The sequence below is a fragment of the Paraflavitalea soli genome (assembly GCF_003555545.1).
Lineage (GTDB): Bacteria > Bacteroidota > Bacteroidia > Chitinophagales > Chitinophagaceae > Paraflavitalea > Paraflavitalea soli.
This window is the reverse complement of record NZ_CP032157.1, coordinates 2,478,667-2,497,081: the sequence shown is the minus strand read 5'-3', so window position 1 is coordinate 2,497,081 and position 18,415 is coordinate 2,478,667. Positions and strand designations below refer to the sequence as shown.

Here is an 18,415-nt window from a genome sequence, read left to right as displayed (position 1 = left end):
TCACTGGCAAATTAATCATTATTCGTGTCAGGATCACAATTTAAACCTCCATGTTCCTTTTTTTACGTCTATGGACCAGGGGCGTGGCCTGGGTACCCATAGCTTACCCTCTCCGATCTCCACGGGCATCCAGAGATAGCGTGAATCCCATTGTGTGGAGGGTTTCCACTGGTCGGCCATAAAGATCACCGTAGTTGATCTTTTTCCTTCCACCTTCAACAGCATGGTCGATTGAGAACTGTAGGTATTTGTTTCCGGGGGAGCGATATCCGTAAACTCCGACCAGGGGCCTGCGAGTGTTGTTGCGGTTGCAAACTTGTTGGCATTGGGCCTCCAGCCGGTCAATGCAGAGCCGATAGCGTAATATAGCCCCTGGTAATGTACAATGGCTCCTCCTTCCAGTGGGGCCTGAATGAAAGATACCTGCTTCTCCACATCCATGTAATCCTCCGAAAGGGCGGCAATATAAAAGCCTTTGGATGGACGGCTTTCAAAGATCAGGTAAGGGGTGCCATCATCATCTATAAACTGGCCGATATCCCTGCTTTCCATTCCGAGGGGGCGGAAACTCTTCACGTAGTTGAACGGTCCGTCTGGCTTATCTGCTACAGCAATCCCAACCCTTGCCAGTTTATAGGGTTTATCATCGAGGTGGAAATACATCACAAACTTCTTTGTTTTCTTATTGTAAAAAACTTTAGGCCGCTCCATCACCCACCTTGGGCCCAGGTTTTCCGGGTCACCCTGCTTCAGTACATAACCGCGGAATTGCCAGTTCATCAGATCCTTTGATGAATAACAGCCTACATACCGGTAATTCGTGTCCAGTCCTTTTGCCCGGCCTTCACCATACCAGTAATAGGTTTTACCTAATTTAATAATACCGCCGCCATGCGCCTGGATATGGTTTCCGTTATTGTCGGGCCACGGTTCCCCGGGGTTTATCTCTTTGGCAATCTGACCATGAGCAGCGGAGAACAAACAACCGCAGAAAAACAGGCTTGTAATAAATCGTAGTATCATAGTTCATCTTTATGCCCATTTCACCGGGCTTTTTACCAAAAATAAGCACCCGGCGTAAACAAAAGCGGGGGTATATAGCACAAAAAGGGGGGTAAATCAGGATAATCGTTTACGGGGCAAGCTGCAGGCTCCGGAAAATTATCTGGTAGGTTTTAAATATGCCTTCCAGGGAAGCGCAATCATTTTCAGGATGAGTGCGTGGCATGCCGCAATAATTTTGTGTGGCGGTTTTTAATGTATTTAGTATGAAGCGAGTAATGAGCTACTGAGCAGGGAGAAACGTGCAGTGAGTGCTGGCGCAGGAGGATGGCTGTGATGTCGACTTATGCGAATGGAATTATTTTTCGTTTTTTAATGCGGTCTCCTTGGCCATCACTCCAAATCTTGTTACGTTGTGACAGATGATTTTCCCTGCCATTTTCTTCCGCAATGATGAAGCCATTCAATTCCGTAACTACTGATCATGACTGTTGAAACAGGCGCTATAGTATTATAGTTGCCACGGATAAAATATGCATAGAATGGTTAAACGGGGATGACTGTTTGCAATGTTCGATAAAGATCATTAATCTTGTATCACAGATGAGCGACTGCTCATCACCGCACTTCGGTTATTCATTCTTCGGTTAGTTATCTAAGAAAAGCACAGTTTTCCCAACAGTAGTCATTTATTACACAACAGTAGTCATTTATTACAAAAGTTACTGCTTTGCCAGTAGCCCAGTTATTTCTTATTCATTAAGCCAACTGCTTATGCGCTATTGTATTGCTATTATCGCAGGGATAATATGCCTGCCCCTTATTGCCCCTACGCAATCCAACGGACAGCAGCCTGATCTCCCAGACCAGGTGCCCATCAATTACCTGGAACAGGTACAAAGGAGGTCATTGGTATTACAGGAAAAGATCCAACAGCACACTGTCCGTTACTTAAAAAAAATAGAGCGGGAGGAGCAAAAGCTGCTGCGCAAACTGGTGAGGCATGATTCCACTGCCGGACGGGCATTGAAAAACAATTTCAACCTGCTGCTATCGGATTCCTCCATCGCCAACAACACGGATAATCCTACCGTCTATCTCCCCTATAAGGACACCCTGCAAACCTCCCTGCTCTTTTTGAGTCAACACCCGCAATTACTGCAACCAGGTGAGCAGTTGTCAAAACAGCTCACGCAAAGCAGTGCCGGTATGCAGGCATTGAACCGGCAACTGCAGCAAGGCAGCAGGATCAATGAGCTGCTACAACAGCGTCAGCAGCTGCTCATCGAAAAACTAGAGGGGCTGGGCCTTACCCGGGAGATCAGGAGATTGAAGCAACAGGTATATTATTACAACCAGCAGCTCAACGAATACAAAGAGCTATTACAACATCCTTCAAAGTTGGAGCGTAAGGTGATCGATCTGTTAAGCGCTATGCCGTTATTCCAGGATTTCATGCGACGGCATAGTCAGCTGGCCGCTTTATTCCGGCTGCCCGGCAGCGATCCGGGTTCCTTTTCCCAGGCCAGTTATGCCAGTCTGCAAACCCGTGCTTCGGTCAATGAACTGATACAACAGCAACTGGCAGTGGGAGGCCCCAATGCCCAGCAACTCCTGCAACAACAAATACAAACTGCGCAAACAGCCCTGAACAAAATAAAAGATAAAATAAGCAGTGGCCTTGCCGGACCCGCGAGCGATATGCCGGACTTCAAACCCAACCGGCAAAAAACAAAAACGTTCAAACAACGCCTGGAATGGGGCACCAATCTGCAATCGCAAAGGGCTACTAATTATTTCCCGGTCACTACGGATATAGGTGTGTCCCTTGGGTATAAGCTCAATGACCGGTCTGTAGCAGGTATAGGCGCCTCTTACAAAGTGGGTTGGGGCCAGGGATGGAATCATATTGCCGTGTCGAACCAGGGAGCGGGATTAAGAAGTTTTGTGGACTGGAAGATCAGGAAAACTTATTGGCTAAGCGGTGGCCTGGAAGCCAATTATCGTCCGAGGCTGGCAGTCAATGATCTGCCACTGCCTGCTATGTCTCTGCTGTCTACAGGCCCCCGCTGGCAACAAAGCGGGCTGGTAGGGCTCAGTAAAAAATATCAGGCGGGTAAAAGGTTTGCCGGCAAAATACAATTGCTATGGGATTTCCTGAGCTACCGGCAGCAGCCCCGCTCGCAGCCATTTGTGTGCAGGGTGGGCTATGACTTCAAAAAATAATTCTCTAAACCGATAATCAATTTACCATGCGATTCTCCATCATCGTGTTTGCAGGCATCCTGCTATTTTATTGTGCTGCCGCGCAGGATATAGGTTCCCTTCCTCAATACCAACCTATAGCCCCCAATGCAGCAGCCTTGTTCAAGACTTTTGAAAAACCGGCTGAATCCTTTACCGGTATCCCTTCCATTTCCATTCCCCTGTACAGCTATGGATATAAAGGGTACAACCTGTCGGTATCACTTAACTACAATGCGGGTGGGATAAAAGTGGAAGAGTATGCCAGTACAGCGGGCCTCGGGTGGAGCTTGTCGACCGGCGGCATGATCACAAGGATCGTACGCGGCGGCCAGGCCGATGAAACCTACCCGGTAGGCCTCCTGCACAACAGTCTTAAACCAAGTCAGTTTGCACAGACCCACCTGGTAGCCTATGCCAATGGCAACTATGATTCGGAGCCCGATCTGTTCCTGTTCAACTTCAACGGTATTTCAGGCAAGTTCATTTTTAATGAAGCGGGCAACCTGTATGTCATTGAATCGACTGCCGATGTAAAAGTGCAGCCCATCAGGATGGGGCCGTACAACCAGGTGGGCGCTTATGTCATTACCGACGATAAGGGACTGGTCTATTATTTTGGTTTTAACAAAGCAGGGACGGTTTATGCCAAGGACCTGACCTCCGGCGCCGACAGTCACTATGCGTCCTGGCAGTTGATGGAAGTGTATGATATGAATGGCGCCAGGCTGGCCACATTTGATTACAGCAGTGTCACCTCTTCCAACGAAACCAGGCTGCTGGCGGCGCTTAGCGTTTATTTCAGCGGCACCACCACGGGCTGTGATGCAGGCGACAATACCATGTATGACCAGTTTATAGGTGGCAGTGTGACGGAGTACCTGGTGCAGAAGATCACGATCGGCCCCGAGATCGTGCAATTCAATTATGGCAGCAGGATCGACGGGCAGCCGGTAAAGCTCAACTCCGTAGAGGTAAGGGATGCAGCCAATACACTTCGGAAGAAATTCAACTTCAACTATGACTATTTTGGCCAGCCCTTTTCTTCTTATGGCGGTTCTCTTACGGAGGCGAAGTACAATGCCCGGTACCGGCGGCTGAAACTAAAAAATATATCGGAGCAACCGGCCAGCGGCACCGACAGCCTTACCCATTCCTTTACCTATGAAGAAGGGGTGAACCTGCCCGACCGGTATTCAAACAATGTCGATTACTGGGGTTATTATAATGGCAACATTTTTAATACCTCTATCATTCCCAATGGCATTTACACCTGGATGACCACTACGGTGGGCGTAAAGGGTTATGGCGAAAGAAGGGCCAATGCTTCAGCCGCCATTGCCAATACCTTGCAGCGCATCAGCTTCCCTTCGGGCGGCTACCGGCAGTTTGACTATGAAGGCAACCAGGCGCTGTACCGCCATTATGCCTATACAGCGGGCGGCCTGCAGCCCGATGCAGATGATCATATTACCCGTTCATTCGATACCACCGAATTTGTACACCTCATTAATGTACCTGCTTATACCCGCAACTTTACGGTGAACAGCAGCAACGGCTATGCCTTTTTCAATTACGACATTGAAGGCATATCGCCTGGCCTGGCTGTTAAGATCTATAAATCGGGTGTACTGGTAGCTACTTTTACCAATGATTATGACAATTATTACTTCCTGTCCAATGGCAGTTACACCCTGAAGGTAGAGGACAACTATAACTTTCCTTTCCTTGAATCCGTGCATTGCTGGTGGGATGAGCTGAACCTTACCAACAATACAATCAGTCAATATGGTGATACCTACAAGAAGCAAAACCAGCAGGTAGGCGGCCTGCGGGTGAAGACCGTTGACGATTATGATCCTTTAACCAACAAACACCACTATACCCGGTTTAAATACTGGCTACCGGGCGATACCACCCTCACGAGCGGCATGCTGGTATCTTACCCGCGGCTGCTGTATCGTACTTCCTGTCCTTCCAAACAATGCGACAAGATCCGGATTGCTGCGCAAAGCAATTACCCCCTCAATTCCGACGGCGGTTCTTATGTGGTGTATCCCAACATTCGGGTAATAGAAGATGGCAACGGCTATACAGATAGTTACTACCGTTTTGAACCTGATTTCAACTGGATGTTTTTCGATTTCCCCGCCAATAACCCCGAAAGCCGCGCCACCGGCAGGGGGCAGTTATTATCAAGGCGTTATTACAACCAGGCGGGTAATCTCTTACAGCTCGACAGCACGGAATTCATCGCCAAAGCGGGCGACGCTCCTCCGTTCAATACCTGCTGGGGATACAAGATATCCTTATACAATACCAGCACCGGCTTTTGTACTGATGGCGGTATGCTAGACGCTGATGTGAACTATCAGCCGCAAAAGGAGATCACCACCCGGTATACGGCCAGCGGTAACCTGCAAACTAAAACGGAGTATGACTATTACCATGCCTTGAATAAAAGAGGGATCAGCCGCGTGAAGATCACCGCCAATGATGGATATACTACCGATACCTGGAATCGCTATGCTTATAACGCCAATACAGATTTTAAACTAGGGCTGAGCGTCGCCGACAAAAGCATGAAGGATACCCTGCTGGTCAAAAATTACCTGGTGCCGCTGGAGGTGGCTACCTATGAGAAAAAAGGCAGTGATTCCACTTTTATAAGCGGCACCAAATCGACCTTCGGCTATTACCATACGGTAAAAAAATACCCCGCGGCTATCAAAACATATGCTGGCCTGACCGATTCTACCATACTCAATTTCCCGGCCTACGATACTACCGGCAACGTGCAGGAGCAGTACATCACCAACAATGCCAAAGAGGTATACCTGTGGGGGTACAACAACAAATATGTAGTGGCCAAAGTGGCCGGTAGTGATCTGGCCACCGTGGCTGCCCTGGTCAACAATGCGGTATTGCAAAGCCCCGCCAGTGATGCGGCCCTGCGCACGGAGCTGAACAAGATCAGGACCGGCCTGGCAGGTTCTAAAGCCCGGGTAACCACCTACACCTGGCTGCCAGCCGTTGGGATATCGTCCATGACCGATCTACAGGGCAATACACAATACTACGATTATGACGGTTATGGTCGCCTGATCCGCATCAGGGATTACCTGAATAATGTGCTTCAGAAATTTAATTATGCCACCTCCTCTATTAGTCAATAACCTACAACCCAGGTATATGAAAAAGAAGATAATCCTGTATTTGCTGATAGGACTTCCGCTGACCGCCCTGTGCCGGCAGGAATTATCCAAACAATCTGTGAACGATTCTACCATTGCACAGGCATCCATCGCCACGTTGAAAAAAAGCATCCTCGTACAGCCTGAGCAGGAAGCCGCCTTGTATCAGGCCCTGTTGCAGGAGCGGGCAAATCGCCGCCAGGTATTCAAACAGTATTGGCGAACACCGCAGTTCAGAGACAAGCTGGCCCAGGCAACTTACCAGCGCGATAGCATTTACCAAACGGTATTGGGAAAAGTAAAATACCTGCGTTACCGGCAGCAGCAACAAATGGACCGGGAGCAGTTTGAATTACAACAACAGGTACGCACAAAACAGGAAACAGACTCTCTCACCAATCCAACAAAACAGCCATGAGAAAGAACCACGATATAGCGGGCCTGCTCAGCGCCTTGTTGCTATTCAGCAGTATGCTCCATGCCCAGGATGGCAGTGTAGTAACACCTGCTGCTTATGGAGGTATTAGCAACAATAAAGTGACCACCTGGACGGCCGTAAAGCCCGATACCAGCGATGCCAACTTTACTACCAACAGTGGCCTGCGCCAGGCGCGTATTGCTATCCAGTACTATGACGGGCTGGGCCGGCCGGTACAAACGGTGATGAAGCAAGGTTCCTATCCTACCGGCGGCAGTGCCGTGGACCTGGTGAGTCCGGTGGTGTATGATGACTGGGGAAGGTTACAACGGCAATACCTGCCTTTTGCGGCCAATAACACTGGTGGCAATACTTCGATCAGTGACGGCGGCTTTAAGACCAATCCCTTCCAGCAACAGAACTGGTTTTACAGCAACAGCAATACGGGTAGCCCCATTTACGGACAGGGTGAGACTTTTTATTATAGTAAAACTGAGTTTGAAGCCTCTCCGCTCAACCGTGTGCAGCGCAGCTACGCGCCCGGTAACAGCTGGGTGAATGCGGGCCGTGGCATCGAAAACAAATACTGGGTCAATACCATCACCGACAGCGTACGCATCTGGAAGGTGACCAACAGCGGCAGCATGGGTGTCTTTGGCAGCTATAGCTGCGACAGCCTGTACAAGCCCGGGGAATTGCTCAAAAACGTAACCATCGATGAGAACGGCAAACAGGTGATCGAGTTCATCAACCGGCGGGGCTATATCGTTCTTAAAAAAGTGCAATGGAGCTCGGCCGCCGATACCGGTACCGGCAAGGGTCACTATGGCTGGTATTGTACCTATACCATTTATGATATTATCAAACAACAGCGGGCGGTGATCCAGCCCCGCGGGGTGGAACTGCTGCAGGCCAACAGCTGGAACATCAACTGGAACAGCGGGGTGATCCTGCAGGAGCAGTGCTTCCGCTATGAGTATGATGGTCAGCGCCGCATGCAGATGAAAAAGGTGCCGGGGGCGGGCGCGGTATACATGGTATACGATGCGCGTAACCGGCTGGTATTATTGCAGGATTCCAATATGAGAGCGGGCAGTCCGGTAAAATGGCTGTACACGCAATATGATTCCATCAACAGGCCTATTTCCACCGGCCTGTGGAATAACAGCAGCCCCCTGGCCACCCATTACAGCGCAGCCTATCCCAGCATTGCTTATCCCAACCTGGCCGGGCAAACCTATGAGGAGCTGACCACTACCTACTACGACAACTATCTGTGGCTGGGCGGTTACCCAACGATCAGCAGCGGGCATGATCTATACCTGGAAACGGCCAGCAACAGCACCTATCCTTATCCGCAGGCGGTGACCCAGTGCACCGAGGCCCAGCTGAAAGGACTCATCACGGGGGCCAGGGCCAGGATACCCGGCACTTCCACTTACCTGTCGTCTATCAGTTTCTATGATGATAAAAGCCGGCTGATCCAGCACCAGCAAGAGGATGTGGGCGGATACGAGATCACTACGATGCAATACACCTGGACAGGAACACCCCTTGTGACAGTAACAGAGATCACCAAAACGGGCATGGGCGGACAGACCACCTGCATCGTGACCCGCAATACCCTGGACAGCCTCGGCCGCATTGTAAAAACGGAAAAGAAGCTGCGCAACACGGATGTGAACAGTAATGCCATGAGCAGCTACAAAACCATATCGGAGCTGCAATATGATGCACTGGGCCAACTCACCCAAAAGAAACTGGGTACCAAACCGGCTGGCGGCAGTGAACTGGCCAAGCTGGATTACACTTACAATATCCGCGGCTGGCTCACAGGGATCAATAAGAACTACCTGACGAGTGCCAACAGCGACCAGTACTTTGGCCTGGAGCTGGGTTATGATAAGAATCCCAGCCTGGGTGCCTTCACACCCCAGTACAATGGCAATATCAGCGGGGCTTTGTGGAAAAGCGAAGGGGATCAGCAGCGGCGTAAGCAGGACTTTACTTATGATGCGGTGAACCGGCTTACGGGGGCTGACTTTAACCAATACGTGAGCGGCAGCGGCGCTTCGGCGGTATTCAACAAAAGTGCGGGCATGGACTTCAGCGTGAGCGGTCTCACCTACGATGCCAATGGCAATATTCTCAGTCAAAAGCAGCGGGGCTGGAAGCTCAGCGGATCAGCTACGATCGATAGTCTCACCTACAACTATATCGCTGGCAGCAACCGGTTGCTCAATGTGATAGATGGGGTGAATGATGTGAACACCCGGTTGGGCGACTTCCGCACTTCCTCCCTGCACCCCAATGCAGGCAGCAAGAATAGCGGCACGGTTGATTACAGCTACGACGGCAATGGTAATATGGTAAAGGACCTCAATAAGGACCTGGTAACCTTTGGAGGCAGCAATGGGGTAGAATACAACTACCTCAACCTGCCCTCGAAGGTAACGGTGAAAAAAGACGGCAGCAGCAACAAGGGGTTTATCGAATATGTCTATGACGCCGGCGGCAGGAAGCTGAAGAAAACGGTGTATGAACCGGGTGTGGATACCACGGTGACGCTCTACCTGGGCGGGGCAGTGTACCAGAATGACACCCTGCAGTTCATAGCGCATGAGGAAGGGCGCATACGCTTTGCCGGGGTGGATAGCGGCGTGTGTACGCCGCAACCCAAGCGGCTTCAATATGATTACTTCCTCAAAGATCATTTGGGTAGTGTGCGCGCCATCCTCACAGAACAGAAAGACAATATCTGTTACCCAACGGCTTCGGTGGAAGATGCGCGTTATCAGAAGGAAGAAGACTATTACAATATCGTGGACGCCCGACGCATCAGCAAGGCCACCACGGGGGCCACGCAGGCCAGTTTTGAAAGCAAGCTGTACCGGGTGCATGGTGGGCTGACAAACGAAAAGACGGGGCTGGGAGTCGTGCTGAAGGTGATGGCGGGTGACCAGGTGAAGGTGGCTGCGGAATCATTCTACACCATGCCAGGAGGCGGGGCAGGCAGTTCGCTTACCATGGCGGTGACCGAATTACTGGCAGCCTTTACCGGCAGTGCAGTGCTGACAACCAATAAGGGAGCGCTGACCGTTAGCGATATAACGGGCATCGGGACCAATAATGTGGACTTAGCCAACTTCGTGAGCAACAATAATCCGGGGGCGAATAATGCCAAGGCGTTCATAAATTACTTGCTGTTTGATGAGAATTTGCGCTACATTAGCGGCGGTGCAGACCCTGTACAGGCTGGTGGAGGATATAAATTGCACAATAACCTTATCAACAACCCCATCAACATCAGCAAATCCGGCTATCTATACATTTACGTAAGTAACGAGAGCAACTTACCGGTTTACTTCGACAACCTCGCTATAACCCACTCACCTGGTCCCCTCCTCGAAGAAAACCATTATTATCCTTTTGGGCTCACAATGGCCGGTATTAGCAGCAAGGCCAATACTTCTCTGATTAGTAACAGGTATAAATTTAATGGCAAGGAAGAGCAGCGGCGGGAGTTCTCCGATGGCCGTGGCTTGGAGTTGATTGATTATGGCGCCAGAAACTATGATGCGCAGATTGGGCGGTGGCATGTGGTGGATAATCTAAGCGAAACATTTATGGCATTAACTCCTTTTAATTATTGTGGAAATAATCCAATAAACTATGTAGATATTGATGGTAATACATTTACTGATGCAGCATGGGCATGGGTAAGTCGATACATAAACGACATAAATGATCGTGAAACTACTAATAACAGAACGATAGAAGAAAAACGACAAGAGTTGAATAAGAAAGGTAATTCTGCTAATAAGAACAAGCGGTTAGAAAGACAAATAGGTAGGCTTGAGCAGAATAACAGCGAGTTAAATGAGATAAGAGGTGAAATCGCCCATTTATGGGCTTCAGACCAAGTATATAATGTAGTACAAAGTACTCATCAAAATGAGAGTGGACCAATATTTGGCATAGGAACTGATGTTGCTCTTACTTCATTCAATTTTGACAATGGCAATGTCGACATTACTATAGGACCTAATGCAACAATTGGATCTTTTGCACATGAATTATTGCATGCATATCAATTTGATCAAGGACTTGTAAGTTTGATTAGCGCAGACATGGTAGTAGGGCCGAATTTTTTACTTGATCAAAAAGATGAGAAGGCAGCGTTTCAACGCCAAGGATTATTTAGTCAGACAAATTACACCTTACCGGATTCTTATAAAACTCTTCCAGAAGGGCCTGTGAGCATTCATAATTTCAATATCAATAATATCTCTTTAGCATCATTAATCGAAACGGGAAATATTCTACAATTAAAAACCCTATCTAAAATGATGAAACAGGCGTTTAGAGTTCCTATGAATGGAAAATGGCAAACAATATATAACAAAAAATAAATAACAAGGACATGGGGAAAAGCATCCTGCCAATATTCATTTTACTTTTTGTTCAGAACTGTTCCTATTCTCAAAGCGTTAGTTTTAGCTTATATGGATATAATGGGTGTAGTGCCAAAACCGAAAGAATTGGTTTATATTTTCTAAAAAAAGATTCGACTATTAATACTCCTGTAGACTCTACTGGCATTTGTTTGTTGCAAGATACCGGCGTATATAAATTATCTACTTTGTTCTTTGATGAACAAAAGACTTATTCATTCCATACGTTTTCTTCTTATACTGATACAATTCGAATTTTTTCCATTCAAGAATGCAGTAAACTACATTCATTTTCAGGATATTGCTGTTGCGGAAAGAAGTGTGAAGGATACCAGGTTGATTACTACTCGAATGGTCAAAAGCGAATTGAGGGAACATTCGAGGAAGGCGTTCCAATAGGAAGCCTTAAGTTATACAATACTGATGGAAGTTTGAAATCAATTAGGAAATATAGCAAGAAGGGGAAATTAAAGAAGGAGATCGTATACTGTGACGAAGCTACGCGTGAAAATTTTGAGAATAAACTATATCAGATGCATGATGCTCTCACTTCTCACAACCAATAAATACGCACTGATCGAATAATATTACTGGCATACGGGCCAATAATATGGATTTTACCAACTTTATAAGCAACAACAACAACCCCGGCACCAACAATGCGCGCGCTTTTGTGAATTACTTGCTATTTGACGAGAATTTGCGCTAGATTAGCGGCGGTGCAGATCCTGTACAGGCTGGTGGAGGATATAAATTGCACAATAACCTTATCAACAACCCCATCAACATCAGCAAATCCGGCTATCTATACATTTACGTAAGTAACGAGAGCAACTTACCGGTTTACTTCGACAACCTCGCTATAACCCACTCACCTGGTCCCCTCCTCGAAGAAAACCATTATTATCCTTTTGGGCTCACAATGGCCGGTATTAGCAGCAAGGCCAATACTTCTCTGATTAGTAACAGGTATAAATTTAATGGCAAAGAAGAGCAGCGGCGGGAGTTCTCCGATGGCCGTGGCTTGGAGTTGATTGATTATGGCGCCAGGATGCTGGATCAGCAGATTGGAAGGTGGCATGTGATAGATCCGATGGCGGATAAGATGAGGAGATGGAGTCCGTATAACTATGCATTTGATAATCCTGTTAGATTTATTGATCCGGATGGGATGGAGCCATGGACTGATTATTACAATTTGCTGGGCAGGAAGGTAAAGCATATAGAAGATGGGAAAACAGATAAAAAAATTGTGCTGACAAGAAACAAAAATGAAAAAGATATTGATGAAGCGATTCAGAAAGGACATGTGATCGAAAATCCAACCGATGCAGTTGTAGATAAAATGTCTGAGTCGTATGATAAAACAGAAAAAAATGGAAATGAACACGGGTTTATGGTTGGCAAGACTGGTAAAACATCAAAAATTGTAGAAGGTACCGAAGATGAATTACCTGGCGAAAAAAGAAGTGAAGCCAGAGCAGATTTAAAAGAACAGGGAGATGAGCCTGCTTATGATGCTCATACCCATGGCTTACACAAAAGGGAAGACGTCGGCAATATCAATTTTGGGAATTCGGAGCCTTCGTCTCAGGATAAAAAGCCAGCATCAATGAAAGGGTATTCGCAACCCAGCGTCGTATTGGGATATGGACCAGATCCTGTCCACCCTGATCCCAATCGTGTGGGTGGGACTATTGAAAGAACCTTCCACAGAAGAATAGGATTTTACAACGATAAAGGTTCTATTACAAACTTAAAGTTTGCTGACTTTGTTGATCTAGTTAAAAAGCTAAATAAAAATTAAGTCATCCATGAAAAATACTATCTGCATAATACTTAGTTCTTTTTTCCTTTCCTGCTCTGTCAGGTACTATGACACCTTAGAAAGGAAGATTGAATTACCTATGGGATATGGCACTTTCAATGCCTATGAAAACTATAACGTGTTTTATTTTCAAAACAAGCTGACTGAGACAAGGGATAAGGAGAGATATTATCCAGCTTATTTTAACATTAATTTACCTAAAAGAATAAGACATTATTCACTCGGAGGAATGAATCAATTTATCTTCAACTATGATAACAAACAAGCCTTATACATATATACTGACATTTATAATTCTTCTGTAATTACGTTAGATACAATGTATACGCCTTCACAAGTTGAAGTGGAATCTATTATTGATAAGCAGTTTTACTCTATCAATCCCAGAGGGAAATTTTCTATTGAAAAAAATAAATTTAACAAAAGAAGGAATCATCTAATTGTGAAAAGAAACGCAGCTACAATTATTCTCTACAACATTAAAAAGGGGAATATAGAAACTTTTATTAAATCCGCCAGCACATTTACGTTTATGAATAATCCTAAAAATATAACCAAAGTGAAAGCCTTATAACATTTAACTCTGAGTAGGCTTGTGGTGAATAGAAGCTGCACAACACCTATATCAACAGCCCGGTCAACGTGACCAAATCCGGCTATCTGTATATCTTCGTAAGTAACGAGAGTAACTTACCGGTTTATTTTGACAGCCTGTGGTTTACAACAAAATGTAACAGAATCTGGAATTGAGTTTTCGAGGGGGAAAAAGTCTGGAGAAGAAACGACTTCGGATCGGGTTGCCATAGATGAGAAGGAGGCTAATTCTTTGGTAAAAATGGGAGATGCTACCATAACTATTCATGCGGGTTTAGATTCGAAAGAATTTGGGAAAGTGCTTGCTCATGAAATGGGTCACGGCGCATATAGATTAAACAACAAAGCTAAAGCCTTTTTTTATCCCGCCGATCCAAATAAGAAGGGACACGACAAAGGAAATCCAGATGGAGAAGCAGCAACCAATGCTGGACTACAATATAATTCCAATTATAAGGCTGCAAAAAGATCGTTGGAAGAAGAGAAGAAAAAAACAAAACCGAAACAATGAAAACTAAAATCTTCTTTTTTATCATTTCGATATATGGGTCTTTCAGCGTCAGAGCCCAGATAGATACAATTTCTGTGAATGAGTTTATTTATAACAGAGTATATAAAAATATAGCAGCACACAATATTAGATTTTGCAGCAACTCTTATAATGGAGCCATTTACAAACCTATTTTCAGATCAAATGCGGACGCCTTCTATGAGGGTTTTTTGCCTGATCATGGATTTAGATTAAAGATGAAGGTAGAAAAGCTAAATTGGGCATACCCCCTGCCTGAATTTACTGTATATAAGGTTTACTTACAAAATTATCAATACATAAACGACAGCAATGGTGTAGAAAAAAAACACTTCGATATTTGGAGTGATAATTTTTTTTTGATTGGATTAAATCAAGTGACTAAAGAGATTAAATATATTAGTGGTCAATTTTTTATCAGTGCAATTTCGGACGACTTTAGGGTAAGTATAAAAGATCCATTATCGTTTCTGGAGTATTTAAAATTTAGGGAATACAGATACCAGGTAAAAGACATTAAGTTTATAAAAAAGAAAAAGAAGTCATTCTTTTATGAAGGGTATTCCAATTCTTTGGGCCAAAAAATAAAAATAACTATGTCTCTTAACGATCTGGAGGAACCTAGGATCATCGTTGAAAATGACAACGATAGACAAACCCATCTCCAAAAAAAACCACTATTATCCTTTTGGCCAGGTAATGCAGGGCATTAGTTGCAAAGCCCTTACGGCTCCGATTAGAAATAGGTACAAATTTAATGGCAAGGAAGAGCAACGGCGGGAGTTCTCCGATGGCCGTGGCCTTGACCTTGACTGGATCGATTATGGCGAAAGGAACTAAGATGCGCAGATCGGGAAATGGCATGTTATTGATCCGATGGCGGATAAAATGAGGAGATGGAGTGCTTATAACTATGCATTTGATAATCCGGTTAGATTTATTGATCCGGATGGGATGGAGCCTTGGACTGATTTTTACAATTTGCTAGGCAGGAAGGTTAAGCATATAGAAGATGGAAAAACGGATAAAAAAATTGTGCTGACAAGAAAGAAAAATGAGAAGATATTGATGAAGAGATTCAGAAAGGACATGTGATCGAAAATCCAACCGATGCAGACGTCGGCAATATCAATTTTGGGAATTCGGAGCCTTCGCCTCAGGATAAAAAACCAGCCTCAATGAAGGGCTATACACAACCAAGTATTGTTTTGGGATATGAAGTAGACCCTGTACCCTATGATCCTAATAAGATTGGAGGAACCACAGATAGAACGTTTCATCGAAGTGTTGGTTTTTATACTACAAACGGATTCATAATAAATATAAAATTTGATGACTTTGTGGACTTAGTAAAAAAGCTAAATAAAAATTAGTTTATGAAATATTGCCTTCCTTACGTATTCATATTACTCCTGTCAGCCTGTACTGCTTCTCAAAAAAGTGGTAATCAAAATCGCGCACCTATATACTCAAATTATACATATGACACCATTCAAAAAAGAGACAACTATTATGTTTATCAATTTATAACAAATCTTGTCGCCGAAGCAGCGTGGCTGTTATTTTCTGGCAGCGGATTGCCGTATCCGTTTTCTTACGATTCCCATTCTTTTTTGCCAGGTTTCTATTTGCCGGGTTTCAAGTTTGGGCATTCCCTTGCGGTCTACCAGGCCGAGACTTTTCACCAGTGCCCTGGCGGTGCGAGCTGTTTGCTTGTTTTTCTTTAGCCATTGCTCCCCGGTTTGCTGTGCATGATGCAGGTGGGCGGCAATAGCTGCCTGGATGATCTTCAATTCTTTTTGGTAGTCTTTCTGGCGGCGGTAATGGACCATTAGCCTGTTGTAGGAGATATCGTCCATCGGATCATTCTTAAGTGCCTGAGTATACAATTTAACGGCCTGGGCCGGTTCGCCAGCCTGTTCTGCTTCTTTTGCACGTACGTGGAGGTTGTGGGAACTGTATCGTACCGCCATGAAGTTTATTTATACCGTTACGCATACAAGTGTTATGCCCGCCTCGCTTTGTTGCTGATCTTTCGTTTACCGGGCGGGCGGCAGGCCTTCCAACGATTGTAATTCCCACACAACAGCAGCACTTGTTTCAATCGTCTCAAAGTAGACCAGGATAAGATAATTGTCTTAAAAACAATTATTTTTAATGCTGCCTACTAATTGCATTATCATTGAAAATGACCTTTTTATGAAACGATTGCTATCATTGTGTGCCCTGGCTGCAGGGATCAGTATAACAGCAACAGCCCAAAACATTAATAAATCCGCTCCTCCGGGCTTCGATTCTCTCCGAACAGACATTCCCCACGGTAAACTGGATTCGATCAGTTATAACTCCAAGACGGTAGGCGCCAGCCGGAAGGCATTGGTGTACACGCCGCCAGGTTTCTCCAAAAAACAACAATACCCGGTGCTGTACCTGCTGCACGGTATCGGCGGGGATGAAAAAGAATGGCTGAACGGGGGTAAACCACAGGTAATCCTTGATAACCTCTATGCGCAGCACCTGGTAGAGCCCATGATCGTAGTAATGCCCAACGGCAGGGCCATGAAAGATGACCGCGCTACAGGTAATATCATGGCCCCGGATAAGGTGCAGGCTTTCGCCACCTTCGAGCAGGACCTGCTCAACGACCTTATTCCTTTCATAGAAAAGAAATACCCGGCTAAAAAAGACCAGGTAAACCGCGCCATCGCCGGCTTGTCGATGGGCGGCGGACAATCGCTCAACTTCGGCCTCGGCAACCTCGATAAATTTGCCTGGGTGGGCGGCTTTTCATCGGCCCCCAATACAAAAACACCGGAAGAACTGGTGCCCGACCCCGAAGCAGCCAAAAGCAAATTAAAACTACTCTGGATATCCTGCGGGGCCAGTGACGGCCTCATCACCTTCAGTAAACGTACGCATGACTATCTCTATAAGAAACAGGTGCCGCATATCTATTATATAGAACCGGGTGTGCACGACTTTAAGGTGTGGAAGAATGGTTTGTACATGTTTTCACAATTGCTGTTTAAACCCGTTGACCCTTCCATAATGGCGGCACTCACCATGGATGGTGTGCCCGCCTCCACGAATATCCCCGGTGTTCAATACCCGCAGATCCTGCCGGACAACCGGGTTGTATTCCGCATCAAAGCGCCCGGGGCTGATAAACTGACGATCGACCTGATGAAGAAATACGATATGGTAAAAGATACAGGCGGCTATTGGAAACTGACCACGGACCCGGTAGTGGAAGGTTTTCATTACTATTCGCTGGTGATCGACGGTATTCCTGTAGTGGACCCGGCCAGCCAGGCTTTTTACGGCATGGGCCGGATGGCCAGTGGTATCGATATACCAGACAAAGACGGCGGTTTTTATGCTGCCCGGAATGTACCGCATGGACAGATACGCTCTGTAAATTATTACTCCAATATCACCAAGGCCTGGCGAAGGGCCAATGTGTATACACCTCCGGGTTATGATACAGACGCTGCTAAAAAATACCCGGTGCTCTACCTGCAGCACGGTGCGGGTGAAGATGAGACGGGATGGCCCAGCCAGGGAAAGATGGACCTCATACTCGACAACCTGCTGGCTGAAGGGAAAGCCACCCCCATGATCGTGGTCATGGACAGGGGATATGCCACGGACCCCACGCGGCCAACGGCGGGAGGCCCCGGCTTCATGGGTGGCAATGTTTTTCCCGAACTACTGGTAAAAGAACTAATTCCCTTTATCGATAAAACCTTCCGTACGCTCACCGACCGGGAGCACCGGGCCATGGCCGGCCTGTCGATGGGCGGCTTCCAGACCTTTCAGACGACGATGACGAACCTCGACAAATTTGCTTATATCGGGGGATTCAGCGGGGCAGGTTTCAGGCAGGGCGGTGAGATCAAAGACATGTACAACGGGGCCTGGGCAGATGCTGCGGCGTTTAATAATAAGGTAAAGCTGGTTTACATCAGCATCGGCACCACAGAGCCGGAAAGAATGTATACGGGTGTAAAGGGTTTTCACGAAGCGCTGGAAAAAGCAGGGATCAAACATGTGTATTATGAATCGCCCGGCACAGCGCATGAATGGCAAACCTGGAGAAGGTCATTGAGGCAGTTTGCCGGATTGATCTTTAAAAATTAACCAATACCAAGG

13 protein-coding genes are annotated in these 18,415 nt (G+C 46.3%); 11 read left to right on the top strand and 2 right to left on the bottom strand.

Annotated features, from left to right (window positions below):
• Positions 1 to 33: 33 nt before the first annotated feature.
• Complete coding sequence (locus D3H65_RS09170; protein WP_119050019.1) at positions 34 to 1,023, bottom strand: family 43 glycosylhydrolase; 990 nt, start codon at positions 1,021 to 1,023, stop codon at positions 34 to 36.
• 753 nt (positions 1,024 to 1,776) lie between these two features.
• On the opposite strand from D3H65_RS09170, the gene D3H65_RS09165 reads away from it, so the two are divergent.
• The 10 genes from D3H65_RS09165 (at position 1,777) to D3H65_RS09115 (ending at position 15,636) form a co-directional block, all read left to right on the top strand.
• Complete coding sequence (locus D3H65_RS09165) at positions 1,777 to 3,228, top strand: hypothetical protein (protein WP_119050018.1); 1,452 nt, start codon at positions 1,777 to 1,779, stop codon at positions 3,226 to 3,228.
• Between the two features lie 26 nt (positions 3,229 to 3,254).
• Entirely contained in the window at positions 3,255 to 6,422 is a 3,168-nt protein-coding gene (locus tag D3H65_RS09160) for a hypothetical protein (protein WP_119050017.1), read from the top strand.
• A 16-nt stretch (positions 6,423 to 6,438) separates the two neighbouring features.
• Complete coding sequence (locus tag D3H65_RS09155) at positions 6,439 to 6,858, top strand: hypothetical protein (protein WP_119050016.1); 420 nt, start codon at positions 6,439 to 6,441, stop codon at positions 6,856 to 6,858.
• Positions 6,855 to 11,270, top strand: a complete 4,416-nt coding sequence (locus D3H65_RS09150) for a DUF6443 domain-containing protein (protein WP_119050015.1) — start codon at positions 6,855 to 6,857, stop codon at positions 11,268 to 11,270. Before D3H65_RS09155 ends, D3H65_RS09150 begins: the two co-directional genes overlap by 4 nt.
• A gap of 11 nt (positions 11,271 to 11,281) precedes the next feature.
• A complete protein-coding gene (locus tag D3H65_RS09145; protein WP_119050014.1) occupies positions 11,282 to 11,878 on the top strand; it encodes a toxin-antitoxin system YwqK family antitoxin in 597 nt (198 codons plus the stop codon).
• 356 nt (positions 11,879 to 12,234) lie between these two features.
• The gene (locus D3H65_RS09140) at positions 12,235 to 13,119 is read left to right on the top strand and encodes an RHS repeat domain-containing protein (protein ID WP_119054451.1); all 885 of its coding nucleotides are present in this window, start codon (positions 12,235 to 12,237) and stop codon (positions 13,117 to 13,119) included.
• A gap of 7 nt (positions 13,120 to 13,126) precedes the next feature.
• Positions 13,127 to 13,714 carry a hypothetical protein gene (locus tag D3H65_RS09135; protein WP_162915505.1) on the top strand — a complete coding sequence of 196 codons (588 nt, stop codon included), beginning with the start codon at positions 13,127 to 13,129 and terminating at the stop codon, positions 13,712 to 13,714.
• Between the two features lie 129 nt (positions 13,715 to 13,843).
• Positions 13,844 to 14,245, top strand: a complete 402-nt coding sequence (locus tag D3H65_RS09130; protein ID WP_119050012.1) for a hypothetical protein — start codon at positions 13,844 to 13,846, stop codon at positions 14,243 to 14,245.
• Positions 14,242 to 14,976: a hypothetical protein gene (locus D3H65_RS09125; protein WP_119050011.1), complete on the top strand. Its 735-nt coding sequence runs from the start codon at positions 14,242 to 14,244 to the stop codon at positions 14,974 to 14,976. Before D3H65_RS09130 ends, D3H65_RS09125 begins: the two co-directional genes overlap by 4 nt.
• 465 nt (positions 14,977 to 15,441) lie before the next feature.
• A complete protein-coding gene (locus D3H65_RS09115) occupies positions 15,442 to 15,636 on the top strand; it encodes a hypothetical protein (protein WP_162915504.1) in 195 nt (64 codons plus the stop codon).
• A gap of 186 nt (positions 15,637 to 15,822) precedes the next feature.
• Here D3H65_RS09115 and D3H65_RS09110 read toward each other — a convergent pair whose 3' ends face one another.
• Positions 15,823 to 16,236, bottom strand: a complete 414-nt coding sequence (locus D3H65_RS09110; RefSeq protein ID WP_119050008.1) for a tetratricopeptide repeat protein — start codon at positions 16,234 to 16,236, stop codon at positions 15,823 to 15,825.
• A gap of 226 nt (positions 16,237 to 16,462) precedes the next feature.
• Here D3H65_RS09110 and D3H65_RS09105 point away from each other — a divergent pair, with 226 nt between their 5' ends.
• Entirely contained in the window at positions 16,463 to 18,403 is a 1,941-nt protein-coding gene (locus D3H65_RS09105; RefSeq protein ID WP_119054450.1) for an alpha/beta hydrolase-fold protein, read from the top strand.
• Positions 18,404 to 18,415 lie beyond the last annotated feature (12 nt).

Excerpts from the sequence above, each read along its gene's own strand:
- D3H65_RS09105 (WP_119054450.1), top strand. The coding sequence starts at position 16,463 with ATGAAACGATTGCTATCATTGTGTGCCCTGGCTGCAGGGATCAGTATA.
- D3H65_RS09125 (WP_119050011.1), top strand. The coding sequence starts at position 14,242 with ATGAAAACTAAAATCTTCTTTTTTATCATTTCGATATATGGGTCTTTC.
- D3H65_RS09115 (WP_162915504.1), top strand. The coding sequence starts at position 15,442 with ATGAAGGGCTATACACAACCAAGTATTGTTTTGGGATATGAAGTAGAC.
- D3H65_RS09140 (WP_119054451.1), top strand. The coding sequence starts at position 12,235 with ATGGCCGGTATTAGCAGCAAGGCCAATACTTCTCTGATTAGTAACAGG.
- D3H65_RS09135 (WP_162915505.1), top strand. The coding sequence starts at position 13,127 with ATGAAAAATACTATCTGCATAATACTTAGTTCTTTTTTCCTTTCCTGC.
- D3H65_RS09170 (WP_119050019.1), bottom strand. The coding sequence starts at position 1,023 with ATGATACTACGATTTATTACAAGCCTGTTTTTCTGCGGTTGTTTGTTC.
- D3H65_RS09155 (WP_119050016.1), top strand. The coding sequence starts at position 6,439 with ATGAAAAAGAAGATAATCCTGTATTTGCTGATAGGACTTCCGCTGACC.
- D3H65_RS09145 (WP_119050014.1), top strand. The coding sequence starts at position 11,282 with ATGGGGAAAAGCATCCTGCCAATATTCATTTTACTTTTTGTTCAGAAC.
- D3H65_RS09160 (WP_119050017.1), top strand. The coding sequence starts at position 3,255 with ATGCGATTCTCCATCATCGTGTTTGCAGGCATCCTGCTATTTTATTGT.
- D3H65_RS09165 (WP_119050018.1), top strand. The coding sequence starts at position 1,777 with ATGCGCTATTGTATTGCTATTATCGCAGGGATAATATGCCTGCCCCTT.
- D3H65_RS09150 (WP_119050015.1), top strand. The coding sequence starts at position 6,855 with ATGAGAAAGAACCACGATATAGCGGGCCTGCTCAGCGCCTTGTTGCTA.
- D3H65_RS09110 (WP_119050008.1), bottom strand. The coding sequence starts at position 16,236 with ATGGCGGTACGATACAGTTCCCACAACCTCCACGTACGTGCAAAAGAA.